The organism is Paraburkholderia sp. USG1, assembly GCF_031570135.1.
In the GTDB taxonomy this organism is placed as follows: domain Bacteria; phylum Pseudomonadota; class Gammaproteobacteria; order Burkholderiales; family Burkholderiaceae; genus Paraburkholderia; species Paraburkholderia dioscoreae.
In genome coordinates, this window is the sequence record NZ_JAMWXW010000013.1 from 72,208 (window position 1) to 95,005 (window position 22,798).

Annotated in this window: 19 protein-coding genes; 15 read left to right on the plus strand and 4 right to left on the minus strand. The window is 63.3% G+C overall.

The annotated features are described in order from the left end of the window. Positions 1 to 317: 317 nt before the first annotated feature. Together NE850_RS18610 and NE850_RS39500 are read left to right on the plus strand one after the other, a co-directional pair. Positions 318 to 731 (plus strand): hypothetical protein, encoded by a 414-nt coding sequence (locus NE850_RS18610; protein WP_310699143.1) that lies wholly within the window; start codon positions 318 to 320, stop codon positions 729 to 731. A 58-nt stretch (positions 732 to 789) separates the two neighbouring features. Beyond that, complete coding sequence (locus NE850_RS39500; RefSeq protein ID WP_405044858.1) at positions 790 to 1,098, plus strand: helix-turn-helix domain-containing protein; 309 nt, start codon at positions 790 to 792, stop codon at positions 1,096 to 1,098. A gap of 307 nt (positions 1,099 to 1,405) precedes the next feature. Here the strand turns inward: NE850_RS39500 and NE850_RS18620 are convergent, their stop codons facing one another. Genes NE850_RS18620 through NE850_RS18635 form a run of 4 tightly spaced genes read right to left on the minus strand, consistent with a single transcriptional unit; the run spans position 1,406 to position 7,410 of the window. After that, positions 1,406 to 3,823 (minus strand): DUF3772 domain-containing protein, encoded by a 2,418-nt coding sequence (locus NE850_RS18620; protein ID WP_310699144.1) that lies wholly within the window; start codon positions 3,821 to 3,823, stop codon positions 1,406 to 1,408. Continuing rightward, positions 3,816 to 4,487, minus strand: coding sequence for a PqiC family protein (locus tag NE850_RS18625; protein WP_310699145.1), 672 nt, complete (start codon positions 4,485 to 4,487; stop codon positions 3,816 to 3,818). The genes NE850_RS18620 and NE850_RS18625 overlap by 8 nt, the downstream gene beginning before the upstream one ends. Continuing rightward, on the minus strand, positions 4,484 to 6,154 hold the full coding sequence (locus NE850_RS18630) for an intermembrane transport protein PqiB (RefSeq protein ID WP_405044859.1): 1,671 nt from the start codon (positions 6,152 to 6,154) through the stop codon (positions 4,484 to 4,486). The genes NE850_RS18625 and NE850_RS18630 overlap by 4 nt, the downstream gene beginning before the upstream one ends. Then, a complete protein-coding gene (locus NE850_RS18635) occupies positions 6,151 to 7,410 on the minus strand; it encodes a PqiA/YebS family transporter subunit (protein ID WP_310699147.1) in 1,260 nt (419 codons plus the stop codon). The genes NE850_RS18630 and NE850_RS18635 overlap by 4 nt, the downstream gene beginning before the upstream one ends. A 270-nt stretch (positions 7,411 to 7,680) precedes the next feature. Between NE850_RS18635 and NE850_RS18640 the strand changes: the two genes are divergently transcribed. The 13 genes from NE850_RS18640 to NE850_RS18700 all read left to right on the plus strand — a co-directional run bounded on the left by NE850_RS18640 (position 7,681) and on the right by NE850_RS18700 (position 22,664). After that, positions 7,681 to 8,232 carry a TetR/AcrR family transcriptional regulator gene (locus tag NE850_RS18640; RefSeq protein ID WP_310699148.1) on the plus strand — a complete coding sequence of 184 codons (552 nt, stop codon included), beginning with the start codon at positions 7,681 to 7,683 and terminating at the stop codon, positions 8,230 to 8,232. Between the two features lie 115 nt (positions 8,233 to 8,347). Continuing rightward, positions 8,348 to 9,655 (plus strand): NAD(P)/FAD-dependent oxidoreductase, encoded by a 1,308-nt coding sequence (locus NE850_RS18645; RefSeq protein WP_310699149.1) that lies wholly within the window; start codon positions 8,348 to 8,350, stop codon positions 9,653 to 9,655. Positions 9,656 to 9,828: 173 nt separating this feature from the next. Continuing rightward, positions 9,829 to 10,125, plus strand: a complete 297-nt coding sequence (locus tag NE850_RS18650) for an H-NS histone family protein (RefSeq protein ID WP_310699150.1) — start codon at positions 9,829 to 9,831, stop codon at positions 10,123 to 10,125. Positions 10,126 to 10,537: 412 nt separating this feature from the next. Then, the gene (locus tag NE850_RS18655; protein ID WP_310699151.1) at positions 10,538 to 11,503 is read left to right on the plus strand and encodes a LysR family transcriptional regulator; all 966 of its coding nucleotides are present in this window, start codon (positions 10,538 to 10,540) and stop codon (positions 11,501 to 11,503) included. 309 nt (positions 11,504 to 11,812) lie between these two features. Further along, positions 11,813 to 13,924, plus strand: coding sequence for an FUSC family protein (locus tag NE850_RS18660; RefSeq protein WP_310699152.1), 2,112 nt, complete (start codon positions 11,813 to 11,815; stop codon positions 13,922 to 13,924). A 57-nt stretch (positions 13,925 to 13,981) separates the two neighbouring features. Next, complete coding sequence (locus NE850_RS18665; protein ID WP_310699153.1) at positions 13,982 to 14,191, plus strand: DUF1656 domain-containing protein; 210 nt, start codon at positions 13,982 to 13,984, stop codon at positions 14,189 to 14,191. Further along, complete coding sequence (locus NE850_RS18670; protein ID WP_310699154.1) at positions 14,188 to 15,189, plus strand: HlyD family secretion protein; 1,002 nt, start codon at positions 14,188 to 14,190, stop codon at positions 15,187 to 15,189. The genes NE850_RS18665 and NE850_RS18670 overlap by 4 nt, the downstream gene beginning before the upstream one ends. After that, positions 15,186 to 16,712, plus strand: a complete 1,527-nt coding sequence (locus tag NE850_RS18675) for an efflux transporter outer membrane subunit (RefSeq protein WP_310699155.1) — start codon at positions 15,186 to 15,188, stop codon at positions 16,710 to 16,712. Before NE850_RS18670 ends, NE850_RS18675 begins: the two co-directional genes overlap by 4 nt. A gap of 237 nt (positions 16,713 to 16,949) precedes the next feature. Beyond that, positions 16,950 to 17,627: a helix-turn-helix domain-containing protein gene (locus NE850_RS18680; RefSeq protein ID WP_310699156.1), complete on the plus strand. Its 678-nt coding sequence runs from the start codon at positions 16,950 to 16,952 to the stop codon at positions 17,625 to 17,627. 179 nt (positions 17,628 to 17,806) lie between these two features. Continuing rightward, entirely contained in the window at positions 17,807 to 18,355 is a 549-nt protein-coding gene (locus tag NE850_RS18685) for a glutathione peroxidase (protein WP_310699157.1), read from the plus strand. 353 nt (positions 18,356 to 18,708) lie between these two features. Further along, on the plus strand, positions 18,709 to 19,449 hold the full coding sequence (locus tag NE850_RS18690; protein ID WP_310699158.1) for an acetoacetate decarboxylase: 741 nt from the start codon (positions 18,709 to 18,711) through the stop codon (positions 19,447 to 19,449). 47 nt (positions 19,450 to 19,496) lie between these two features. Continuing rightward, complete coding sequence (locus tag NE850_RS18695; protein ID WP_310699159.1) at positions 19,497 to 20,282, plus strand: 3-hydroxybutyrate dehydrogenase; 786 nt, start codon at positions 19,497 to 19,499, stop codon at positions 20,280 to 20,282. A gap of 69 nt (positions 20,283 to 20,351) precedes the next feature. Further along, complete coding sequence (locus tag NE850_RS18700; protein ID WP_310699160.1) at positions 20,352 to 22,664, plus strand: FAD-dependent oxidoreductase; 2,313 nt, start codon at positions 20,352 to 20,354, stop codon at positions 22,662 to 22,664. The last annotated feature ends 134 nt before the right edge of the window (positions 22,665 to 22,798 follow it).

The window sequence follows — 22,798 nt, forward strand, 5'->3', positions numbered from 1 at the left end:
CAACGTTGTCCAGGCGTTTTGCGGGTATCGTGATGCACAGATCGTCCTGTTCTCAAGGCATCCAGGTCGGCCTGCGCCGGACGCGAGCGGCTGCCTCACCATGAACCGTGGCGGCGCGCGCGTGACTGGCGCAGGCGCTCGCATTGGACATGGTTCGGGCGCGCACCGATCAGGGGGTACGGCCTGAGGGTCGGTCTATACCGGCGGTGTGTGTCGCATGAATGCCTGCAGCGGAGAGGGTTCACGTTCCACGGTGTTCAGGCTGGTCGCCCGCCATTGAGTTTTTTCACCCGTGATTCCTGCAGGAGCCTGGCGCCATGCAGCTGGACAGCACACACTTCCCGATGGTCTGGATGCGCCTGGGCGCATTGCCGGACCAGCCACCCGAAACCGCGTTTGCCGGGTTCGATCAATTGCTGGCACGCCAGCAGGCATTTGTTCTCCTCAGCGATGAGGGCATGACTGGGGGCGACCATGAGCACACCCAGGAAGAGCGCAGGCAGACCGCGCTCTGGATGAAGAAGCACCGGGCCGCGATCAGGTCCTTCATCAAGGGCATGGTCGTGATCGAGCCGGATGCCGCGAAACGGCAGGCGGGCGAAGCCTTCGCCCGCCTGTACGAGAAAGCGTGGGGTTATCCGATGCTCATCGCCGTTTCAAGGGGAGAAGCGCTGGAAACGGCGCGCACGCTCCTCGAAGGCGACCAGGCCGATGCAACGCAGACTTCATAGTGGCGCCGGACTCCGGGCCCGGCCTTCTGCCCGCTCTTACCAGTGATGCACGGCGATCATGGACCCGACATTCGAAGACGCTGATCAGGTTCTGGCCTGTGGTCACCGTATCCGCTCGCGCCTATGGCGACTGCAACTCACGCTCGAAGACGTCGCAGTCTCCACGGGTATCTCGAAGCCGTTTCTGTCCCAGGTTGAACGCGGGCTGGCCAGGCCGTCTGTCAGGTCCATGATCGCCATTGCACGGGCGCTGGGTATCTCGTGCAATTACTTCTTCGACACGCCAGGCGAAGCGCATCCCGTACGGCGCAAGGAAGAGGTGCAGCTTTTCCGGCTTGAGGGATCGGCGGCCTCCTTTGCTGGCTGACAACGCTTTCCGCAGGAAGCAGCCTGACTGGCTTTCTCGTCCATGTGCTGCCCGGGCAGAAGTCGGAGGTCGTGGCAAGCGCGGGAGAGGAGTTCGTGTTCGTGCTGGCCGGAGAAATAACCATGGCACTGGCCGAACGAAACCTTCACGGTGTGCGCCGGGGACTGTGCGCACTACGCGTCGACGGCTGGCTATGGCTGGAGCAATTCAGGAACGCGGGAGGCCGTTGCAATCTGGGTGGGTATGCCGGGTTTATTCTAGCTCGCACGGGGGTAGGGCATGCCACGGGCTCATGTCACGCAGGCGATCATTTTCCGGCGCTGGTGACCGTTTCCGGCAGGTTCCGGACCATGACGGTCTGTGGATTCGACAGCGGAATGCCGGCTGCACGCAGCCGTTTGAGAATCTCAAACAGCAAATCACTTTTGGTGGCGTCGGTGATTCTGGGACTGTATACGTAGCCGGTGACATTCATCGTAATGCCGGCAGGCGTCAACTGGCTGAAGCTGACCGACGGTGCGGGATGTTCGAGAATCGAGGGGTGCGCGACGTAGACACCGAGGAGGAGATCGCGGACCTGTTCCGGATCGATGTCCAGCGGAAAGGTCAGCGTGAGTGTCGTGACGCCCTGCGTGCCGTTGCCCGTCACGTTCCGCAGATTCTGCGAGATCAGCTGGGAGTTGGGAACAATGACGGTCGAGCGGTCGGAGAGCTGGATTTCGGTCGCGCGTACGTTGATGCGCCGGATATCACCCTCGACGCCGCTGATGCTGACCATGTCGCCGACCTTGACCGGACGCTCGGTCAGCAGGATCAGCCCCGAGATGAAGTTCTTGACGATTTCCTGCAGGCCGAAGCCGATCCCCACCGACAGCGCGCTGACGATCCACGCCAGGTTATCCCACCTCACGCCCAGTGCCGACAGGGTGAGCAGGGCGACCAGCACATAGCCCATGTTGATGAACAGCGTGAGCAGCGAGGCACGCATGCCTGCTTCCATACCCGTCTTGGGCAGGAGTTCGTTGTCGAGCCACCTGTGCACGGAGCGAAGCAGGTACAGGCCCACCCCGAGCGTCAGGATCGCATTGAGGACACGGGCCGGAACGATGTTCAGGCCGCGCAGCCGGTCGCCGCCGAATATGTCGAGGATGCTGTTGAGCAGGTCGGTCGGGGTGGTACCCAGGCCACCGGTGAGCAGGGCGATGACCGCGATCATCAGCAGGAGGCTGCGTCCGGCACCCGACAGGACGGTCGATGCCTGTTCGAGATGGCTGTCGTCCAGTCCGAACAGGTTCCGGATGGTCTGGCCGCTCGCGAGCTCCGTGCTGAAGAGGCTTTCGCAGATATCCTGGGTGAGTCTCGTCAGCAGATAGCACGTGCACAGCACCAGGGCGAACCAGACGAGCTCGTAGGTCAGGAATCGCGCGATGGTAATGTAGCCGCCCAGCAATGCCAGCAGTGAGACCACAACAGCGAGGCTGATGGCGGCATGGATCAGTCCTGCGAGCGTGGAGCGGGCTTCCGGCGGCTCTCCCGCTGCGGCCAGCGCACTGCGCACCCGGTTGGCGCGCAGCAGCGCGGCGCCGATGGTCAGGGCCACGACCATCGACACGATGCCGCGTCCGAAGAGCGTCACCTGCAGGCTGGTGTCGACCGTCCGGTTGAGCTGTTCCAGGGCTCCCGAGAGCAGGAGCAGGCCCGCGAGGATTCTCGGGAACGGCTTGATCGCGAGCGCGACCGGGTTGGCCATGACCGGCAGGCGCCACGAAGGATGGTGCGTGCACAGCAATGCCCGGCCGAGGCCGGCGATCAGTGCGCAGGTCAGCGCCAGCTTGACCAGTTCGTCGGCAAAGTCCTGCAGGCCGGAAGGCAGGGGCTGGTGGCGGGTCAGGGCAAGATCAATGAGCTGGACGGCGCAGGCCGTGGACAGCAGGCTGGTGAACGTGGTCGACAGTGCGATCGCGCTGCGCCGCAGCCGGCCTTCGGGGAGGTGGCGAAGGCTCAGCCAGGCCAGCATCCGCTCGAGCAGACGGCTACCCGCTGTCCAGATGGCCAGCGCCAGCAGGACGAGCATGGCGGTCGTGATCCGCGAGGCTGGTTGCCAGGCCCACTGCAGTTGCCCGCCAGTCTGCGCGAGGAAGGCCATTACGCGCTGATGGTCCGTCGGGTCGGGGTGGATGAGTGGCGCCCAGAACGCCATACCGAGAATGCTGCCTGAGCGCAGGGCGAGCTGGTCTTTCAGCTGGTCGTGTTGCAGCCTGGCAAGCTGTCTGCCCAGGTCGACCAGGCTCTCCCTGGCCTCCTGGGCCTGTTTCAGTTCGGCGTCGAACTGAGCCTGCCGGGCCGCGAGGGCGAGGCGCTGCTGGGCGACGGCAGGGGTTTCCGTCGTGGCGCCAGGCGCGGGCGGCGGCCCGAGTACGTCCAGCTCGGTTTGCAGTCTGGCGCGCTGCGGCAGCAGCGCCTGAGTCAGAAGGTCGTCGACGCTGTCGGCCAGTTGCTGGGTCGCTGTGCCGAGATCGGCCAGCTGCCGGCTGCCGGTTGCCGTCGAGGCCTGCTGCCTGATCTGGGCCAGCTTGTCCTGAAGGGCTTTCAGGTTCGCGGCGGTGGCTGCGTCCGTGGCCGGTGCCGCCGGCTCCGGCAGGGTGTTGGCCCACAGGGTCGCCGGCATCAGGCCGAGCGGGGTCAGCAGCGTGAGAAGAACGACGAAGCGGCGGAGTTTACGCATGGGGCGGTTCCAGCGAAGGCTCGGGCGATCGTGCCTCGGGCGAGGTGGTCCCGTCATCCGGTGTGCAGTCCTGCTTTTGCGACACGGCCCACCCGCGCGCATTGCTGGCGATCTGGCTGGCAAGCCGCGCGACGATGCGTTGTTGCGCACGCACCAGTTCCGGGTAGCCACCGGACGCCGCTTCCTGCAACTGGCTGTGGCACGTCAGGCGGGATGTGCCAGCGGTCCCGGCAAAGCCGAGACTCCAGTCAGCCTCGAGCTGCACACCTTGCCCCGGCCATGCATCAAGACGCCGCACCTGCAGCCTGACCCTTAGCACAGGCTTGCCTGTCGGTCGGGTCAGCCCGGCAACGTCCTGGGCGTCGAGACGGTGGACCAGTTCCTCGGACAGCGCCGTGCGTACCTCATCACCCAGTGGGGCGGCCCATTGCTCATTATCCAGCACGGCAACGTTACTGTCGCCCTGCCGTACGACCAGCGGCTGCTGGTCGAGCAGGGCAGGAATGCCGACTGGCAGGACATCGAGGGCGAACGGTGCGGGCTGCCCGGTGAGGGCACTTCCTGATTCCGGTGACACCAGCGTGTAGTAATGCACCGGGGCCGAAGCGCAGGCACCCAGTGCGAGGGCCAGGGAGGCCAGGCCCGCGCGAACGAGGAGATTCATTTGTTCGACTCCTGTGAAGCACCGGTGCCCGGGTGGTTTGCGGATGTGGTGGCCGGCAGCGCATCGCCGGCCCGGCCGCGCAGCAGCGCTTCGGGATGACGGCCCACCAGATCGGTGAGCGTGCGTAGCGAACGGGCGGTGCGTTGCACCTCCTGCAGGGTCTGCGCAAGGTTCTGCTGCAGTGGCCCGTCGTCGGCCAGCATGCCCTGCGCCGTGCCAAAGGTCTGACGAGCCTGCCGCATGGTCTGCGTTGCTGCGGGCAGGACCTGGCCGTTGATCTGGCCCAGCGTGCTGTCCAGCTCGGAGAGCGCCGTGTCCAGATGCTGCCCGATCGAGTCGAGTGGCATCTTGTCGATCTTGCCGATGATGCTCGCCAACTGTTCCTGCAACTGATCGAAGCTGCCGTTGATGGTGGGCAGCATGATGGGCCGCGCGGCCGAGTCGAAGGCGACCTTCGGTGCGTTGGGTACAAAGTCGAGGGAGATGTAGAGTTGCCCGGTCAGCAGGTTGCCGGAGCGCGCCTGCGCGCGCAGACCGTGTGCAACCATGTTGCCGAGGAACTGCGCGGCCTGCTGGTCGGTGGCGCCACTGAGTTTCGGGAGCCTGTTGAGCACGGGACCGAGGCGCTGCGGATAAACCTCGATGCCGACGATCGACGGGAAATGTTGCGTGGCCGGGTCATAGTCGAGCTGCATCGACACCACGCGCCCGATGTCGATGCCCGAGAATTCCACCGGTGCGCCCACGGACAGTCCGCGCAGCGGCTGCATGAAGCGCAGCTGGATGTACTGAGCCGGTCCGTCCGGTGGGGCCATGGCGCTCTGCTGATCGGTCGCGAGCGTGAAGCGGGTATTGGGCGGCGCGGGGACGGCCGTGCTTTCATCGGGTGCGCCAAAGGCGATTCCGCCCGCCACGATCGTGGCGAGGGACTGCGTCTTGAGCTTGAATCCGTCGGCGCCCAGCGACAGGTCGACCCCGCTCGCGTTCCAGAAACGGGTGTCGGGGGTCACGAAACGGTCATAGGGCGCATCGACGAAGAGTTGCACGCTGACGCCCCGGCCATCCGTGTCGAGACTGTAGGACGTGACCTGACCGACCTGGATACGCCGGTAGTAGACCGGCGAGCCGATATCCAGCGAGCCGAGGTCGCGGGTATGGAGCGCGAAGTTCGTGCCGGGTACGCCATTGATGACGGCGGGCGGCGTTTCCAGTCCGGTGAACATGATACGCGACTCTTTAGAGGTGCCGGTGTCCACGCCGATGTAGGCGCCTGACAGCAGGGTGTCCACGCCCGATACGCCGCCGATACCGATGCGCGGACGCACGACCCAGAAGCGCGTGTCCGCGCGGGTCAGACTTCGCGCATTCCTTGCCAGTGACACTTTCACGATGACATGCGAGCCGTCATCGCTCAGTGCGACCGAAGACACCGTGCCGACTGTCACGTCCTTGTACTTGACCGGCGTCTTGCCCGCTTCGAGTCCGGCGGCGGTCTCGAGCGAAAGGGTGATGTCCGGGCCGGCCGACAGCCAGGTGTGGATCACCATCGACAGTCCGATCAGCGCGGCAACCAGCGGGACCAGCCAGACAAGTGATATCCGCCAGCGACTTCGCGTGACGGGGGGATCGTGCGGTTCGGGCAATGTGTTGTCAGGCAGGAGACTCATGGTTGCTCAGCGTCCCAGATCAGCCGGGGATCGAAAGTCATGGCGGAGAGCATGGTGAGGATGACCACCATGCCGAAGAAGAGGATGCCGGTGCGTGGCTCGATGTCCGACAATGCCTGGAACCTGACCAGGGCGCAGACGAAGGCGACGACCAGCACGTCGAGCATCGACCAGTAGCCAACCACCTCGACGAGCCGGTACAGGCGCGCGCGTTCGCGCATGCCGCGGCGGCTGCCCCGCTGGGCGCTCACGAGCAGCAGGCCGAGCGCCAGGAACTTGGTACAGGGGACGGCCACGCTCGCGGTGAAGATCACGAGCGCAATACCGATGGAGCCTGTTTTCCAGAACTCCACGACGCCACCCATGATGGTGCTGTCACTGCCACTGCCGAGCAGGTCTGTGTACATGACCGGCAGCAGGTTGGCCGGGATGTAGCAGATCAGGCCGGCGATCAGGAACGCCCACGCGCGTGCGAGGCTGTCGGGACGGCGCCGGTGCAGGGCGGCACCGCAGCGCGGACACGGCGCAGGCTTTTGCCCCCCGGGCGAAACCCGGCAGGCGAGGCCGCAGGCGTGACAGGCGATGATGCCGAGCTGGCGGGCGCGAGGCGGCCCGCTCATGCCGCATTCCCCGGTCATCTTCCCTGACGCGTGCCCGCTATCGGTCCATTCCCACAGCCAGTGAATTTCACGGCTCGCGATCAGTGGGACCAGCACCATCAGGGTGGCCGTGGCCCAGATGCCGGCACCCGGGATGACCTGCACGAAGCTGGACAGCTTGATGATCGCTACGAGTATCCCGAGCACGCCGACCTCGACCATGCTCCACGGACGTAGCACGCCGAGCATCCGCATGGTTCGCGCGAAACCGGGCGCACGGCGTCCGGCGCGGGCAAACACGAGTATCCAGGCCAGCAATGCGATCTGCAGGAAGGGCACCACGATGATCGCGAGTGCAGCCGGAATCGCGATCGGCGCGGCTGCGCCTTGAGCCAGCGCCGCAGCCGACTGCCACAGCGTCGCCTCACTATGCAGCCCCTGCAGGCTGATGCGGATGACCGGACAGGCATTGGCGATCGCGAACACGATGGCGGCGGCGACAGTCAGTGCGAGCCAGCGGTCCACGTCGAGCCGGCTGGCGCGGTAGAGCACGGCGGCACACCGTTCGCAGTGGGCCACCTCGTGACGGACCAGCGTGCGACGCCGGTAGACGCTGTCGCACTGCTCGCAGACAACCAGATGGGGAAGTGTTTGCATGACGGCAGCCGATGGCGCTCGCAGTGCAGGGATTGGGCGCGAGCAGCCGGTAAAAAAACTAGACGAATTTGTCTATTATTATTAAACTCGACGAACTTGTCTAGTTTTGCCCTGCCTCAGGCAGGCAGATCAAACCGGTGCGGGAGAGAATGGATGGGGGCAAGAGCGGTATCCGGAGGCGGACAACCCGTTCCGACGGCGCAAGCCGGAGGGCCGCTGGCTGTCGTTGCCCGCGCCCCCCGCCAGACGCGGGGGCAGGCGAGGGTCGACGTGATTCTCGACGCTGCCGCCCAGGTGATCATCGAAGAGGGGCTGGCGGGTATGACGATGCACGGGGTGGCCCGGCGGGCGAAAACCTCGATCGGTTCGATGTACTACTTCTTTCCGGACCGGGACAGCCTGCTGCAGGCGCTGGTTGACCGGCACGTTGCGGCCACCCGCGAGATCGGGCGTGACCTCAATACGGTACCCGCCTCCACGTGGCGGCAGTTTTCGGCAACAGAGGCGATCGGACGAATGATTACGCCCTATATCGAATATCTGCGGCGCCATGCGGACTATCTGCCGCTGATGCACGGCCGCACGCAGCCCGAAGATGACGCCGATTTTGTTCACACGGTCAGGCGCGTGCTCGATGCCCGCCTGCCAGGGGTTGAGCCGGCCGGGCGTCAGGCTTATGCCACGCTGCTGCATTCGATCGCCGCAGGAACTGTGCATATGGCTTTTCAGGTTGCCCCTGAAGGCGTCTGTTTCTTCCTGCAGGAAATCCCGCGGGTGATGGCCGCCTATCTGGCCGACATTGAGGGGACTGTGCGGAGCTAGTACTTTGCCGCGCGCAGATTCTGCGTCTTTGCCGATTTGATGTTCTGCCTGTGCGAGCCTCGTGCCGCGATCCGGGCGGGGCGATGATTTTTCAGCTTGCTGGGGGCATTACCGCATGGGAAACGTTGAACGACGAAAACAGATCGTCATTGTCGGGGGTGGGGTGGCAGGCCTTGAAGTTGCCACCACGCTCGGGCGACGCTCGCTTAAACATCCGAGCGCGCCAGCGATCACGCTTGTCGACCGCGATTCGGCCCATGTGTGGAAGCCCATGCTGCACACGATCGCAGCGGGCACCCGCGATATCTCGCAGCAGCAGACCACCTATATTGCGCAGGCGCGCGACGCAGGGTTCGCCTATCAGCCTGGGGAGTTGAGCGGCCTCGACCGGACCGGGCGCGAACTGCTCATGGCACCGCTGTATGCGGCTGATGGACGTTTGCTGGTTCCCGCGCGGCGGCTGGCCTATGACACGCTGATCATTGCGGTGGGCAGCGAAGCGAATGACTTTGGTACGCCCGGGGTGCTGGAGCACTGCTTCAGGATCGATTCGCGTCTTCAGGCGGATGCCTTCAATCATGAGATCCGCATCCGCATGCTGCAATGCCTCGCCCAGGATGGTGAGCTGTCCATCGCGATTGTTGGGGGTGGTGCGACCGGAGTCGAGCTGGCGGCAGAACTGGTGCAGCTCACCGAGGCTGCTGTGGCCTATGGTGCGAAGGGGCTTGCCGCACGCATCAGCATTACGCTGATCGAGAGCGGTTCGCGGCTGCTGGCAGCATTCCCCCAGGATATATCGGCAGCCACGCGCACGCGGCTTGAAAAACTGGGCATCAAGGTGCTTACCGATACACGCGTGAGCGCGGCGAATGCCGACGGTTTCGTTCTCGGGGATGGCGGGAAAATTGCGGCCTCCCTGAAAGTCTGGGCCGCCGGTGTCAAGGCACCGGCGTTTCTCGCGAATCTGGACGGTTTGGAGGTGACACGCGGGAACCAGCTGGTGATCCAGCGAACGCTTCAGACGACGCGCGATCCGGACATCTACGCCATCGGCGATTGCTCGAGCCTGACATTGCCCGGTGCAGAACGGCCGTTGCCGCCGACGGCCCAGGTTGCCCACCAGCATGCACAACATCTGATCCGCCACCTGCCGGGTGCTGTGATGCACGGCGAGCGCGTGCCGGCTTTCGCGTACCGGGATTTCGGATCGCTGGTTTCGCTCGGCGGCTATGACGCCTACGGCTCGCTGGGCAAGTTCGGCCTGCTCAAGGGCGCCACCATTCGTGGACGTCTCGCCCAGCTCAGTCACGTCATGCTTTACCGCAGCCATCAGGCGCGGCTGTACGGATTCTGGCGCGGCGGGCTGCTCTGGCTGGTTGACCGGCTCAACTCCCGGCTGCGCTCGTCGATCCGGCTGGATTGAAATTGCCGCCAGCGCGGATACCGGGGGAGGTGAGGGTGTGCAAGGCGCGGCTGTTCCCCGGTGGGGCCGCATTGCCGCATACCTTTGCGTTTCGTTCACGCTCGCAGGTGGCAACGGAGTACAGGATCGACTGACGCATCGTTCGAAAAACTGATTGAAGCGGGAGCTGCACGATGGCGACATACCGGGAACTGCTGGCCCAGCGGGAAAAACTCGATGCGGAAATTCAGCAGGCGCGCAACACGGAACGGGCGGCGGTGATTGCCGAAATCCGGCAGAAACTCCTTGACCATCAGATTGGACTGGACGAGCTGGCCGGTCGTCGCGTGAAGCCTGCGGAAGTCAATGTGCGTCGTCCTGTTGCACCCAGGTATCGCGATCCGGCGTCGGGCAAGGAATGGTCCGGGCGGGGTAAGCCACCGGCCTGGATCAAGAATGCGCCCGACCGGCATAAATTCCTGATCCGGTGATGGGTGTGCGTCGCTGTCATCGCAGACGGCGCAGGGCGGTATACGCTCTGGCGCCGGTCGCCCCGACTCCAGCACGTTGAGGTGCCTGATTCTTCATCGCACCGGGTGATGGGCATTGCCGGTTCGGGGTTTTCCGCGGCAACGGAACGTGGATACCCTGCTACCACTGCCTGCCTGTGCATCGCATGCGCAACCTGATTAAACGGGAGCGCGGGAACAGTGGGCACAGCAGTCCATGCGCTGCCGGAGACTGTGCGGTTGACGCCTCTGGTGACGATAGATCATAAGGGCGCGATTATACTTTTTGATCTATTGCCTGATAATCAACGATATAACAAGGACTACTTACGGTTATTGAAATAATATGTCTCGCCGGATATGCAACAATCCATCCGTCTGGAAAGGGATGGTTATGGATACGCTTCAAAACATGCGTGTTTTTCTTCGCGTCGTCGAAGCCGGCAGTTTCACCGGTGCTGCCCAGCAGCTGAACACGACGACCGCGTTCGTGTCACGGGCCGTTTCGGATCTGGAGGCGCATCTGAGCGCACGTCTGCTGAACCGCACGACGCGGCGCATTGCGCTGACCGGAGCGGGCGAGCGTTATCTGCAGCGTTGCGAGCAGATTCTCGCGTATGTCGAACAGGCGGAAGCGGAGGCCGGCGACGCACATGCGCGCCCGTCCGGCAAGCTGAAGGTGCACGCGATGGCAAGCTTTGGCCAGCACTACGTGGTGCCGGCGGTCGGACGTTATCTGCAGCAGTACCCGGACGTGCGCGTCGAGCTGACGCTAACGCAGCGGATACCGGATCTGCTTGAGGAGGGGTACGACGTTGCACTCGTGCTCGCGACCGATCTGCCCGATTCCGGCTTCGTGTCCCAGCGGCTCGCGAGTGCGTTCAGCATCGCGTGTGCGTCGCCTGCATACCTGGAGCGGTGCGGGGTGCCGCGCATGCCCGCGGACCTCGCGAACCATACCTGCCTGCAGACAGTGACGCCTACCCCGGCATCGCAGTGGCAGTTCACCGGACCGGACGGTGACGAGACCATCGAACTCGGCGCGGCGAAGTTCCAGGTGAACGTTGCGGACGCGCAGGCAGTCGCAGTGTGCGAGGGAATGGGCATCGGGCTGCTGCCGATTTACTCGGCGGTCTGCGGGCTGCGCAGCGGCGAGCTCGTGCGGGTCCTGCCCGAATACAGGTCGCAGGAGATGAACGTGTACGCGATGTATCCATCGCGGCGGTATCTGGATGCGAAGGTCCGGGCCTGGGTCGAGCTGCTGCGCGAGCAGATTCCGGCAGCGCTGCAATCAGACTGGGAAGAGGGCGAACGTCCGTCAATGGCGGCCCAGTGCGTCAACAGCCCGGCGGTATCCTGAGCGTGCCTGACGGCAACACATAACCCATGGAATTGACATGCATCGCCTGCATCCCATATCATCCGAATAATTCATCATGTGTTGAATATTATTTGCACGCCTTGGCCGACCAGTCCGACTCCTCGCGATCGACAGCACTAGTCCTGATGCGACTGGTCGCGTTCCGGGTCGGGCACTGCCCGGCGCAAGCGGAAGCCGGGGCGTCCTGTCGCGTGCCCGACACCTTTAACGCCTTCGATACGACGGGTGGCGGCTCGCCCTCTCCATGCAACCCACGTCGCTCTATCGAACACAGGCAACCCAGGCACCATGACGTTACCAACACGACGCGACTGGCTGTTTTCAGTCAAGACATTCATCGCTTCGATGCTCGCGCTGTACCTCGCGCTCAAGCTCGAACTGCCACGCCCGTATTGGGCCATGGCGAGCGTCTACATCGTATCGAACCCGTTTGTGGGCGCGACCCGTTCCAAGGCGTTGTATCGCGTCCTCGGTACATTGCTCGGCGCCTCCGCGGCGGTGTTCTTCGTGCCGCCATTTGTCGAGATTCCCTGGCTCTTCAGTGTGGTTGTGGCGACGTGGACTGGCACCCTGCTTTATCTTGCAATATCCGACCGGACCGCGCGCAGCTACGTCTTTATGCTGGCGGGCTATACGTTGCCGCTGATCGCGCTGCCTCTCGTCACGAATCCGACCAGCGTATTCGACGTTGCCATCTCGCGTACCGAGGAGATCACGCTGGGGATTGTCTGCGCCAGTGTGATCGGCAGCGTGCTGTTACCCAATCGCCTCGCGCCCACCCTGATCGCGCGTACCGATGCCTGGTTTCGCGACGCGGCGTTTTACGCGCAGGAGACGCTGGCCGGACGTATCGTGGGCAAACCGCTTGCCGCATGCCGGCAGCGTATGGCTGCCATGGTCAACGGCCTGGAAATGCTGCTTAGCCAGTTGGGCTACGATCAGACGCACCCGCCCGCTACCCTGATGCGGGCGCAACTGCTGCGCGGCCGGATGCAGTTGCTGATGCCCATCGTCTCCGCCCTTGCCGACCCGCTGTCCGCTCTTCTGCGTATGCAGCACGCACAGGTGACCCCGATCCACGCGCTGCTTGCTGACACCGCGAGCTGGATCGGTACACCGCTGCCTGAGGCCATCGCCGCCGGCAACGAGGCGGGTGATGATCCGGTTGCCGACACACTGCGTGCGCGTATCGCTGCGCTGCAGCCCGATGCAATGGAGCTGACTCGCTGGGAAGGGGCGCTGCTGTCCAATGCGCTCTGGCGCCTGCGTCAGCTGATCGACCTGTGGCAGGATTGCCGCACGCTACGTGCGACCATTGCCCACGAAACCGCGTCGTGGCGTCCGCGCTACCGCAACTGGCGACTGGGCGGAACCGAGCGGTTTCGCGATCGCGGGATGATGCTGTTTTCAACGCTCTCGACCGTGATCGCCATCACCATCGCGTGCGGCATATGGATCGCATCCGGCTGGAACGATGGCGCCGGTGCGGTTACGCTCACTGCGGTGGCCTGCTGTTTTTTTGCCGCGCTGGACGAGCCGGCGCCACAGATGTTCCGTTTTCTCGTGGCAACCGTGCTGAGCGTATTGTTGGCCGGGATCTATTTATTCGTCGTGCTGCCGTATGTTCATGACTTTCCGATGCTGGTTGCCATATTCGCCGGGCCATTCATTCTCGTCGGTACACTGATTCCGCTCCCCCAGTTCAGCCTGGTGACCATGATCGTCGCCGTGAACACAGCAAGCTTCATCAGCCTTCAGGGCGCTTACGACGCGGATTTCTTTGTTTTTCTGAACGGCAACCTTGCGGGTATCGGCGGCCTGCTGTTCGCGTACATATGGACTCGCGTCACCCGGCCGTTCGGCACTGAACTGGCGGCGCAGCGACTACTCGCGTCAAGCTGGGCCGATGTTGCATTGACCGCTTCCGCTCTGCCGCGCATTGACCAGCGCAACCTGTCTGCACGGATGCTGGACCGCCTGATGCAACTGATTCCGCGCCTGACCGCGTCGGACGACGACCGACACCCGGCAATTGAGAGCTTTCGCGATCTGCGCGTGGCGGTCAACGCACTTGATCTTCGCCGCATGCGGCCGCGACTGGCCGCCGATGTGCTGGCTGTAGTCGACCCGATACTCGCGGACGTGAAAGCTCACTTTGAGCGCTGCGCGGCGCGACGGGAGCGCCAGCCCGCTCCGCCAGCACTGCTTGCGGCACTCGATGCCGCGCTTTCGCATGTAGCGACCCAGGGCGTCACGGCTGCCGACGAGGCCCCGGCAGGTTCCCGCGTCGAATACCGTCGGCTGCGCGATACGTTGCATGCATTGGTCGGGTTGCGTCTGTCGCTCTTTCCTGCATCGGAACTGAACGCTTCGCTGGCTGGCAGCACGCCATCCCCGTGACAAACCGCCGACCCCGCATGTCCGTCGACTCATTGAACCCCTTCCCGAAGGCAAATCATGATCGGTGAAATCGATATCCTGGGTGTGTTCGTGCCTGCTGCCCTGGTCCTGATGTTGATTGCCTATCTGATCAACCTCGTGATCTCCGCGGTGCTGACGCGTGCCGGATTCTATCGGCTGGTCTGGCATCGCCCGGTTTTCGATCTGGGAATTTATGTGTTGATACTGAGTACTGCCGTACTTATCTCTCGCCATTTGAAAACGTGAAAAAAACCTGGCTTTCCTTGGGGCAGATCCTGCTCACGCTGGTCGTCATCGTCATTGCTGTGTTCGCGCTGTGGCGACTCGTCGGTTACTACATGTACTCTCCGTGGACGCGCGATGGCCACATCCGTGCCGATGTCATCCAGGTCGCCCCGGATGTATCCGGCCTCATCACGGACGTCGACGTGGTGGACAATCAGCCGGTCAAGCGTGGCCAGTTGCTGTTCGTTATCGACCAGGCCCGCTACGCGCTCGCGTTGCGTACGGCCCAGGCAGACGTCGAGGAACGGCACGCGGCACTGGATCAGGCGAGACGCGAATATGCGCGGAACCTGACGCTCGGCAATCTCGTTGCCAGCGAGGTGCTGGAAGAAAGCCGGACCCGGATGGAACAGGACGACGCGGCGCTTACCAATGCTGAAATCGCGACCGATACCGCGCGCCTGAATCTCATACGCACGCAAATCCTCAGTCCGGTCGACGGCTGGCTGAACGACCGCGCGCCGCGCACCGGCGAATTCGTGGCGGCGGGCCACCCAGTAGTGTCTGTCGTCGACATGCACTCTTTTCGCGTGGATGGTTACTTCGAAGAAACCAAGCTACATGACATCCATATCGGTCAGCCTGCGGACATTAGCGTGATGGGCGAAAAGGCTGTGCTGCGTGGTCACGTTCAAAGCATTGTCTCAGCCATTGAGGATCGTGATCAGACAACCAGTGCGAATCTGCTTCCGAATGTCAACCCCGCGTTCAGCTGGGTGCGGCTCGCGCAACGGATTCCCGTGCGTGTTGCGCTCGACCAGGTACCGGACGATTTCCGGATGATCGCCGGTCGCACGGCGACGGTAGCGATACGCGATGATGAAAACCATCAGCCCGGCGACGTCGGACGCCAGAACGGACCGGGAGCCGCTGCGCATCATGGCGCGTTAGCGCCCCGCCAAACCCACCCGAATCGGGCCGCGGCGATCGCGAGTACGGCAGAAGGTGCCAGGCCATGAAGCAGACACGACCGGAACGACTGGCACGATCGGCGCAATTGCGTTCCCTGTTTGCCAACCGCACCCGGACGCTGGTTCCGCTCGTACTCGTGCTCACCGCCTGCAAGGCTGTCGGACCCGACTACACCGTGCCGGCGGATGCCATGATCAACCACCCGCTCGCGAATGCACCGCTCATCGAAACCGGCGCGCCGGTTTCCCAGCAGCCGCTTCCGCCGGACTGGTGGCGTCTGTACGATGATCCTGTGCTCGATCAACTCGTGGAGTCAGCGCTGCAATCCAATACGGACCTGCGCGTTGCGGCCGCCAATCTGGCGCGCTCGCGGGCAGCTGTCGATGTGGCGAGCGCGCAAGGGGGGTTCTCCGGTTCTGCGAGCGCCACACTCGATCATGCGCAGGAGGCCGGGGAGCAGTACCTGTTGTTCAGCAAGGTGCCCGTCGCGAACGAAGGGAATCTCGGGCTCAATGTGTCGTACGAGTTTGACCTGTTTGGCAAACTGCAACGTGGCGTTGAGGCGGCACAGGCAGACAGCGAAGCGGCCAAAGCGGCAAGCGATCTCGCCCGTGTAAGTGTCGTGTCGCAGGTAGTGGAAGCCTATGTCGAAGCCTGCTCGGCCGGTGATGAATTGACGGTCGCCCAACGGTTGCTCGACCTCCAGAAGCAGCGTGTCGCCCTGTCTGCACGGCTACGCAGCGCGGGGCGCGGCAGTCAGCCCGATGTGACCCGGGATCAGACGCAGGCCGATACACTGGCTGCCGATGTGCCACGCTTTCTCGGTCGGCGTCGGGTTGCCGAGGCACAGCTTGCCGCGCTGCTGGCTCGCCCGGCGAGCGACTTGCCGGCAGCGGTCGCGACTTGCGACACACTGCCGGCACTGAGCCAGCCGATTCCGGTTGGCGATGGTGCCGCACTGCTCAAGCGCCGTCCGGACGTACGGGAAGCCGAGCGGCAACTCGCGGCTGCCACTGCACGCATAGGCGTCGCGGTTGGGGAAATGTATCCGTCGGTTGAGATTGGCGCTTCGACAGGCACGACCGGTCTGCTTGGAGATCTCTTTGGTCCGGCGACCAACCGCTGGTCAGTCGGTCCGCTCATCAGCTGGACGTTTCCTGCAAACGGCCAACGCGCACGCGTACGGGCCGCCGAGGCGGCAACAGGGGGAGCCCTTGCCCATTTTGATGGCGTTGTATTGAATGCGCTGCGCGAAACGCAGTCCAGCCTCGCGACCTATGCCGCCGACACGCAGCGTGCGGAAGCGTTACAGACTGCCTATCGAAGCGCGACGAAGGCCGCGGACGAAACGCATCAGCTTTACATGGCAGGTCGTGAGTCATTTGTCGCCGATCTCGACGCCGCGCGCACGCTGGCTGCGATGAACGCACAACTGGAAGCTGCAATGGGTCAGGTCGCGCTCGATCAGGTGAGTCTGTTCCGTGCGCTCGGGGGCGGCTGGGAAACGACCGAGGCGGCATCCTTGCCGATGCCTGTTACCGGAAATTCTCAGAAAACCGCAGTCGACTGATTCCTTGTCTCAGCCGCTGCGGATGGCTGTGGGGTAGCGGGCGCGGGCGATACCTTGCGCCTTGTTCGGGGTATTCGAGACAGGGACTACCGTGAAATCCGGTGGAGTAGGCCGCCTCGAGTTGATGTGAGTTCCCATTGTCAGACACGAAGGCTTCGGTCATGGAAGAATTTCCGGCAAAGTGATGGGAAACTTCACGAGTACTTCACCGTGCATCAAAACCCGGAACGAAAAAAAATGGCAGCTATGACCGTACGCCCGGCACCCACCTCCAGTGAACGACGTCCACGCGGACGACCGGCGCGTAGCGCAACGGTCGATACCGAGGCACTGCTGAAAAACGCCCGGCAGGTGTTTGCAAAACGCGGGTTCGATGCGACCAGCGTCCGTGAAATCGCCCGCGACGCGGGCGTCGATCCGGCACTGATGGCGCATTACTTCGGCTCGAAGGAAGCATTGTGGGGTGCGGTTGTCGGGCAGATTGTGGAGCAGACGGCACCGATGATCCGAGCGACAGCGCAGCTGCGCCAGTCTGATCTCGGCAGCCGTCGGCGGGTCGAGCAGGCGCTGGTCATTTTCATCGACCGGGTCTTCAGCGAGCCCGACATCAGCCTGTTTTTCTCGACAGCCGCGACCGAGCACGGCGAGCGCCTTGCCTTTCTCATCGAACGGCTGGTTCGCCCCTACCACGACGTGTTCATTCCGCTCCTGACGGATGCGATGAAATCAGGTGAACTCGCCTGCGACGATCCGGAAGTGACCTACTGGATGTTGTTGAACGCGATCAGCAAGACGGTTTCGTACAGTCATGTGCTCGCCGCCTTTTCGTCACTTCCCGGGCGGCCTGCCGCGTTCAAGCGCACGGTACTTGCGTCGGTACTCAACATGCTCGGCCCAGTGCCTCAATCCTCCTGAGGGCGTCGCGTATCGGGGCTGTGTCGCTGTGGATACCCGGCCGGGCGAGTCTGCGATGTGGGGTTGAAAGCGGGAACATCATGAATGGTGTAGTGTCTGCGGAGATGCGATGGGCATTGCATGGCCAGTGGCCCGGATGCATCAGTACACCAACCTTTTTCTCCCTGGGAGTTCGCGTGATGAGCCAGACCCTTTACGACATTCCGGTTGCATCCATCGATGGCAAGGCGCTGACGCTCGGCGCATTCCGCGGCAAGGTGCTACTCGTGGTCAACGTTGCGTCGAAGTGCGGACTGACGCCGCAGTACGAAGCGCTTGAAAAGCTGTACGTGGACAAACGCGCGCAAGGTCTCGAAGTCCTCGGCTTTCCGGCCAACAACTTCAAGGGCCAGGAGCCGGGCACTGAGGCGGAAATCAAGACCTTCTGCACTACAACGTACGACGTGACGTTCCCGCTGTTCTCGAAAATTTCAGTAGCCGGCGACGACCAGCACCCGCTTTACCAGGTGCTGACGGGAGAGCGTCCCGCCGCGACCGGTGATGGTCCGTTTCGCGACCGCCTCAAGGGTTATGGCATCGAGCCGAATCCGGCGCCGGACGTGCTGTGGAACTTCGAGAAATTTCTCGTTGCCCGGGACGGACGTGTGGCGGGACGCTTTGCGCCGGATGTGACCGCGGACGATCCGCGCCTGCTCGATGCGCTCCAGTCCGAACTGGCGAAGGGCTGATATCTGCCATTTGAAGCACGTATTGACGGGGTAGGGAGTCTTGGGGTCTCTCTGCAATGAGTCCGTGTTACTGCGGTGGTTTCCCGTCGAAGTGAATGGCCCGTCTGGCATTGCGTATTCCGCAATTCTCTTTTTTTAAACCCAGTTTTCGTTCCGGTAACTCCCGGAGATAAAATGTGGTCAATATAATTCATCACTAGATGAATTTTTTTAAATTTTCTTTGACCATGGCACTGCAGCGTGGGTCCGCGTGCCTGTCTCACCCGCCGGTCGATTCCTGCTCAGTCGTCTCGATCATGGCCTGACCGCTGCCGCGACCTCTGCGGCAGCTTTCGATTCCAGAAAGGAACTTCATGAAAATCGATTCCGTGGTGTCCCGGGCATTCGCCATGCCGCTCACGAGCCCTGCCTTTCCGATGGGACCTTACCGGTTCGTGCATCGCGAGTTTTTCATCATCACGTACCGCACCGATCTGGACCGGCTGCGTGAAGTCGTGCCGGAGCCGCTGAAGGTCACGGAGCCGCTCGTGAGCTATGAATTCATCCGGATGCCGGATTCGACCGGATTCGGCGACTACACCGAAAGCGGCCAGGTGATCCCGGTCGAATACGAGGGCGTTGCCGGCGGTTACACCCACGCGATGTACCTGAACGACCATCCGCCGATCGCCGGCGGACGCGAACTGTGGGGCTTTCCCAAGAAGCTCGCCGCGCCGACGCTGGAGACGCATACGGACACGCTGGTCGGCACGCTCGACTACGGTCCGGTACGCGTCGCGACCGGCACGATGGGCTACAAGCACAAGGAACTCGATCCCGCGGAGCAGGGGAAGAAACTCGCCGCGCCGAACTTCCTGCTGAAGATCATCCCGCACGTCGACGGCTCGCCGCGGATCTGCGAGCTCGTGCGCTACTACCTGGAAGACATCACGGTAAAGGGTGCATGGAGCGGCCCGGCATCGCTGGCCCTCGCGCCGCACGCGCTTGCGCCGGTCGCCGATCTGCCGGTGCTCGAAGTCGTTGGCGCGCGGCACGTGATCGCCGACCTGACGCTCGGCCTGGGCGAGGTGGTGCACGACTACCTCGCGAAATGAATGCTGATGAATGTGTGGCCCCGAACCCGAACATGGAGAATTGAACGATGAGTGACCTGCAAGGAAAAGTCGCCGTAGTGACCGGCGCAGCCAGTGGCATTGGCAGGGAGATTGCGCTGGTGTTCGCGAAAGCGGGCGCGACGGTGGCGATTGCCGACCTGAATCTGGGTGGCGCGAATGCGGTCGCGGAGGAGATCCGCCAGACGGGCGGCAAGGCGATCGGCGTGGCGATGGACGTGACGAGCGAAGACGCCGTCAACCAGGGCATCGACAAGGTCGCAGCCCAGTTCGGCTCGATCGACATCCTGATCTCGAACGCCGGTATCCAGATCGTGAACCCGATCGAGAACTATGCGTTCTCCGACTGGAAGAAGATGCAGGCGATTCACGTCGACGGCGCGTTCCTGACGACGAAGGCCGCGCTCAAGCACATGTACAAGGACGATCGCGGCGGCGTGGTGATCTACATGGGCTCGGTGCATTCGCACGAGGCGTCGCCGCTTAAGTCGGCCTACGTGACGGCCAAGCACGGCCTGCTCGGCCTGTCGCGCGTGCTGGCGAAAGAAGGCGCGAAGCACAACGTGCGTTCGCACGTCGTGTGCCCCGGCTTCGTTCGCACGCCGCTGGTCGACAGGCAGATTCCGGAGCAGGCGAAAGAGCTTGGCATCAGCGAAGAGGAAGTGATCAGGAAGGTGATGCTCGGCAATACGGTCGACGGCGTCTTCACGACGGTCGAGGACGTGGCGCAGACCGTGCTGTTCCTGTCCGCGTTCCCGAGCGCGGCGCTGACCGGCCAGTCGTTTGTGGTCAGCCACGGCTGGTTCATGCAGTAGCACAACGATCGATCCTGCCTGCCGGCCGCGTGCCGGCATGTGACGAAACCATAGTTGGGGATATTTTCGATGACGTATCAGCAGATCGACTTTCTTCTGATCGGGGGAGGGCTGGCGAGTGCGAAAGCGGCCGAGACGCTGCGCCGGGAGGGTGCCACCGGCTCCATCCTGATCCTGTCGGCCGAATCGACGCTGCCGTACCAGCGCCCGGCCCTGTCGAAGCGCTATCTGCTCGGCCATGCCGAAGCGGAGCAGATACTCGTTCACTCCGCGCAGTATTACGGCGAGCAGGAGATCGAGGTCGCACTGGAAACGACGGCCATTTCGGTCGATACGGTCTGCCAGCGGGTGGAGACCTCCACGGGGCGGCAGATCCGTTATGGAAAACTGCTGATCGCAACGGGTGCGTCACCCCTGCCCGTCGAATTACCGGGGGCGTCGCTGGAGGGCATTCATACGCTGAGGTCCCGCAACGATTGCGACGCGATCCGGCAAGGTGCATCAAAGGCGAAGCGCGCGGTCGTGGTGGGCGGGAGTTTTCTCGGCATGGAAGTCGCGATGTCGCTGGTCGACCTGGGTCTCGACGTCGCCGTCGTCGAGGGCGATGACCAGCTGCTCCGGCATCTCGAATCGACGGCACTGTCGGATTTCTTCCGGCAATACGCGCAGCAGCGCGGCGCGTCCGTGGTATTGGACGACCCGGTCGTCGCGTTCCATGGAAAACGGAAAGTCGCGGAAATCGAAACCCGCGCGGGGGCGCGGATACCGTGCGACCTCGTGGTGGTCTGTACCGGCGTCGAGCCGGCTACGCGGTTTCTGGAGGGCAGTGGCATCGCACTCGAAGACGGCCGCATCGTGGTCGACGATCTGCTGGCGACCAGTGTGTCCAACGTCTGGGCTGCGGGTGACGCAACGAGCTTCCAGGATCCGGTGTTCGGCCGCCGGCGTCATATCGAGCACTGGGACAACGCGGTCAAACAGGGGCACCTGGCTGCACTGAACATGCTGGGGCGGCGGATGCGTTATGACGAGGTGTCCTATTTCTACTGTGAAATTGGCGATATCGGGTTCGACGTGCTCGGCGCGCCAGAGGATACCGATGAACTGATCGCGCGGGGTTCGCTGGACGAACGTTCCTTTGCGCTGTTCTATCTGAAGGGGAATGTGCCGAGAGCGGTGTTCTCGGTGGGCCGGCCCGCCGGCGAGACGCGGGTTGCGGAGGGGCTGATCCGATACCGTACGAGCGTGCTTCCGCAGAAGGAAAAGCTGCAGGACCCCGGCTTCACACTGGACCAGCTCGCGACGCAGACGGTGCTGGTCCTTCAGGGCGGCGGCGCGCTGGGCGCCTTTGAATGCGGCGTGGTCAAGGCGCTGGAGGAGCACAAGATATTCCCCGACGTCGTGGCCGGGATCTCGATTGGCGCGCTCAACGGTGCGGTCATAGCCGGCAATCCGCGCCATGCCACGGCAGCGCTGGAAGCGTTCTGGTCGGAGCTCGAGGTGGCTTCGCCGGCGATGCTCCCTGAGCCACTGAGACGTTCGGTCACAGCGATGCAGATCCTGCAATATGGCGTGCCGAAGTTCTTCCGGCCGCGCTGGCAGCCTTCCTTCGGCGAGCCCTGGGTGGCGCCGTGGAACTGGACCGGCTTTTACGACACGTCGCCGATGAAGCAGTTGCTGGCGAAATATGTGGACTTCGGCGCGCTGAAGCACAGCCCGGTCCGCCTGATCGTCGGCGCGGTCAACGTGCTGACCGGAGAACTGGAAGCGTTCGACAGCTACGTCGACGATCTGACGCCCGACCATATCCTCGCGAGCGGCAGTCTGCCGCCTGGTTTTTCGTGGACGTTCGTCGACGGCAAGCCGTACTGGGACGGCGGCGTGGTCAGCAACTCGCCGCTTGATCTCGTGATCGACCGCTGCGGTCCGGACGGCAAGCGCGTCTTTATCGTCGACCTGTTTGCGGGTGAGAAGGCACTGCCATCCAGCATGATGGAAATCATGGCGCGCCGTGACGAGATTGTTTATTCGGAGCGCGTGCGCACCGACCTGCGCACGCGTGAGCTGAAGGATGCCTATCGCAGCCTGATCGAGAGCATTCTCCAGGCGGTCGAGCCGGCGGAGCGGGACAAGATCCAGCAGCGGCCCCGGTATATCCAGCTGATGGGCGACGGGGCAAAGATGAGCGTCACGCGGTTCGTGCGCAAGGGGGCGCCTGACGAACCGTCGTCACGCGACTACGATTTCTCGGATGTGTCGATCCGGTCCAATCAGGCTCAGGGTTACGCGCTGGTGAACGAAGTGCTCGGTTCAACAGTGGAGTCCACCACTGCGGCTGCCGGCCAGGCCGTGGGGATGATCCCCGACACGGTGGGGCGGTGAGGCGCTCCCGTTATTTTTTGCGTTGCGGTCGTCGTGGCGGTGCAACAGCGGCTCGCTCCCACGACGGATTCCGTGAAGGCGGTCCACCTGATTTTCAGTGGTCGCCATTTTCCCAACCTGTTGCTCCCGGGGAC

Bases quoted from the DNA above. Each gene is read 5' to 3' on its own strand.
- NE850_RS18665 (WP_310699153.1), top strand. From the start codon at position 13,982: ATGATCGGTGAAATCGATATCCTGGGTGTGTTCGTGCCTGCTGCCCTG.
- NE850_RS18685 (WP_310699157.1), top strand. From the start codon at position 17,807: ATGAGCCAGACCCTTTACGACATTCCGGTTGCATCCATCGATGGCAAG.
- NE850_RS18700 (WP_310699160.1), top strand. From the start codon at position 20,352: ATGACGTATCAGCAGATCGACTTTCTTCTGATCGGGGGAGGGCTGGCG.
- NE850_RS18675 (WP_310699155.1), top strand. From the start codon at position 15,186: ATGAAGCAGACACGACCGGAACGACTGGCACGATCGGCGCAATTGCGT.
- NE850_RS18620 (WP_310699144.1), bottom strand. From the start codon at position 3,823: ATGCGTAAACTCCGCCGCTTCGTCGTTCTTCTCACGCTGCTGACCCCG.
- NE850_RS18690 (WP_310699158.1), top strand. From the start codon at position 18,709: ATGAAAATCGATTCCGTGGTGTCCCGGGCATTCGCCATGCCGCTCACG.
- NE850_RS18680 (WP_310699156.1), top strand. From the start codon at position 16,950: ATGGCAGCTATGACCGTACGCCCGGCACCCACCTCCAGTGAACGACGT.
- NE850_RS39500 (WP_405044858.1), top strand. From the start codon at position 790: ATGGACCCGACATTCGAAGACGCTGATCAGGTTCTGGCCTGTGGTCAC.
- NE850_RS18625 (WP_310699145.1), bottom strand. From the start codon at position 4,487: ATGAATCTCCTCGTTCGCGCGGGCCTGGCCTCCCTGGCCCTCGCACTG.
- NE850_RS18695 (WP_310699159.1), top strand. From the start codon at position 19,497: ATGAGTGACCTGCAAGGAAAAGTCGCCGTAGTGACCGGCGCAGCCAGT.
- NE850_RS18630 (WP_405044859.1), bottom strand. From the start codon at position 6,154: ATGAGTCTCCTGCCTGACAACACATTGCCCGAACCGCACGATCCCCCC.
- NE850_RS18650 (WP_310699150.1), top strand. From the start codon at position 9,829: ATGGCGACATACCGGGAACTGCTGGCCCAGCGGGAAAAACTCGATGCG.
- NE850_RS18635 (WP_310699147.1), bottom strand. From the start codon at position 7,410: ATGCAAACACTTCCCCATCTGGTTGTCTGCGAGCAGTGCGACAGCGTC.
- NE850_RS18655 (WP_310699151.1), top strand. From the start codon at position 10,538: ATGGATACGCTTCAAAACATGCGTGTTTTTCTTCGCGTCGTCGAAGCC.
- NE850_RS18610 (WP_310699143.1), top strand. From the start codon at position 318: ATGCAGCTGGACAGCACACACTTCCCGATGGTCTGGATGCGCCTGGGC.
- NE850_RS18660 (WP_310699152.1), top strand. From the start codon at position 11,813: ATGACGTTACCAACACGACGCGACTGGCTGTTTTCAGTCAAGACATTC.
- NE850_RS18645 (WP_310699149.1), top strand. From the start codon at position 8,348: ATGGGAAACGTTGAACGACGAAAACAGATCGTCATTGTCGGGGGTGGG.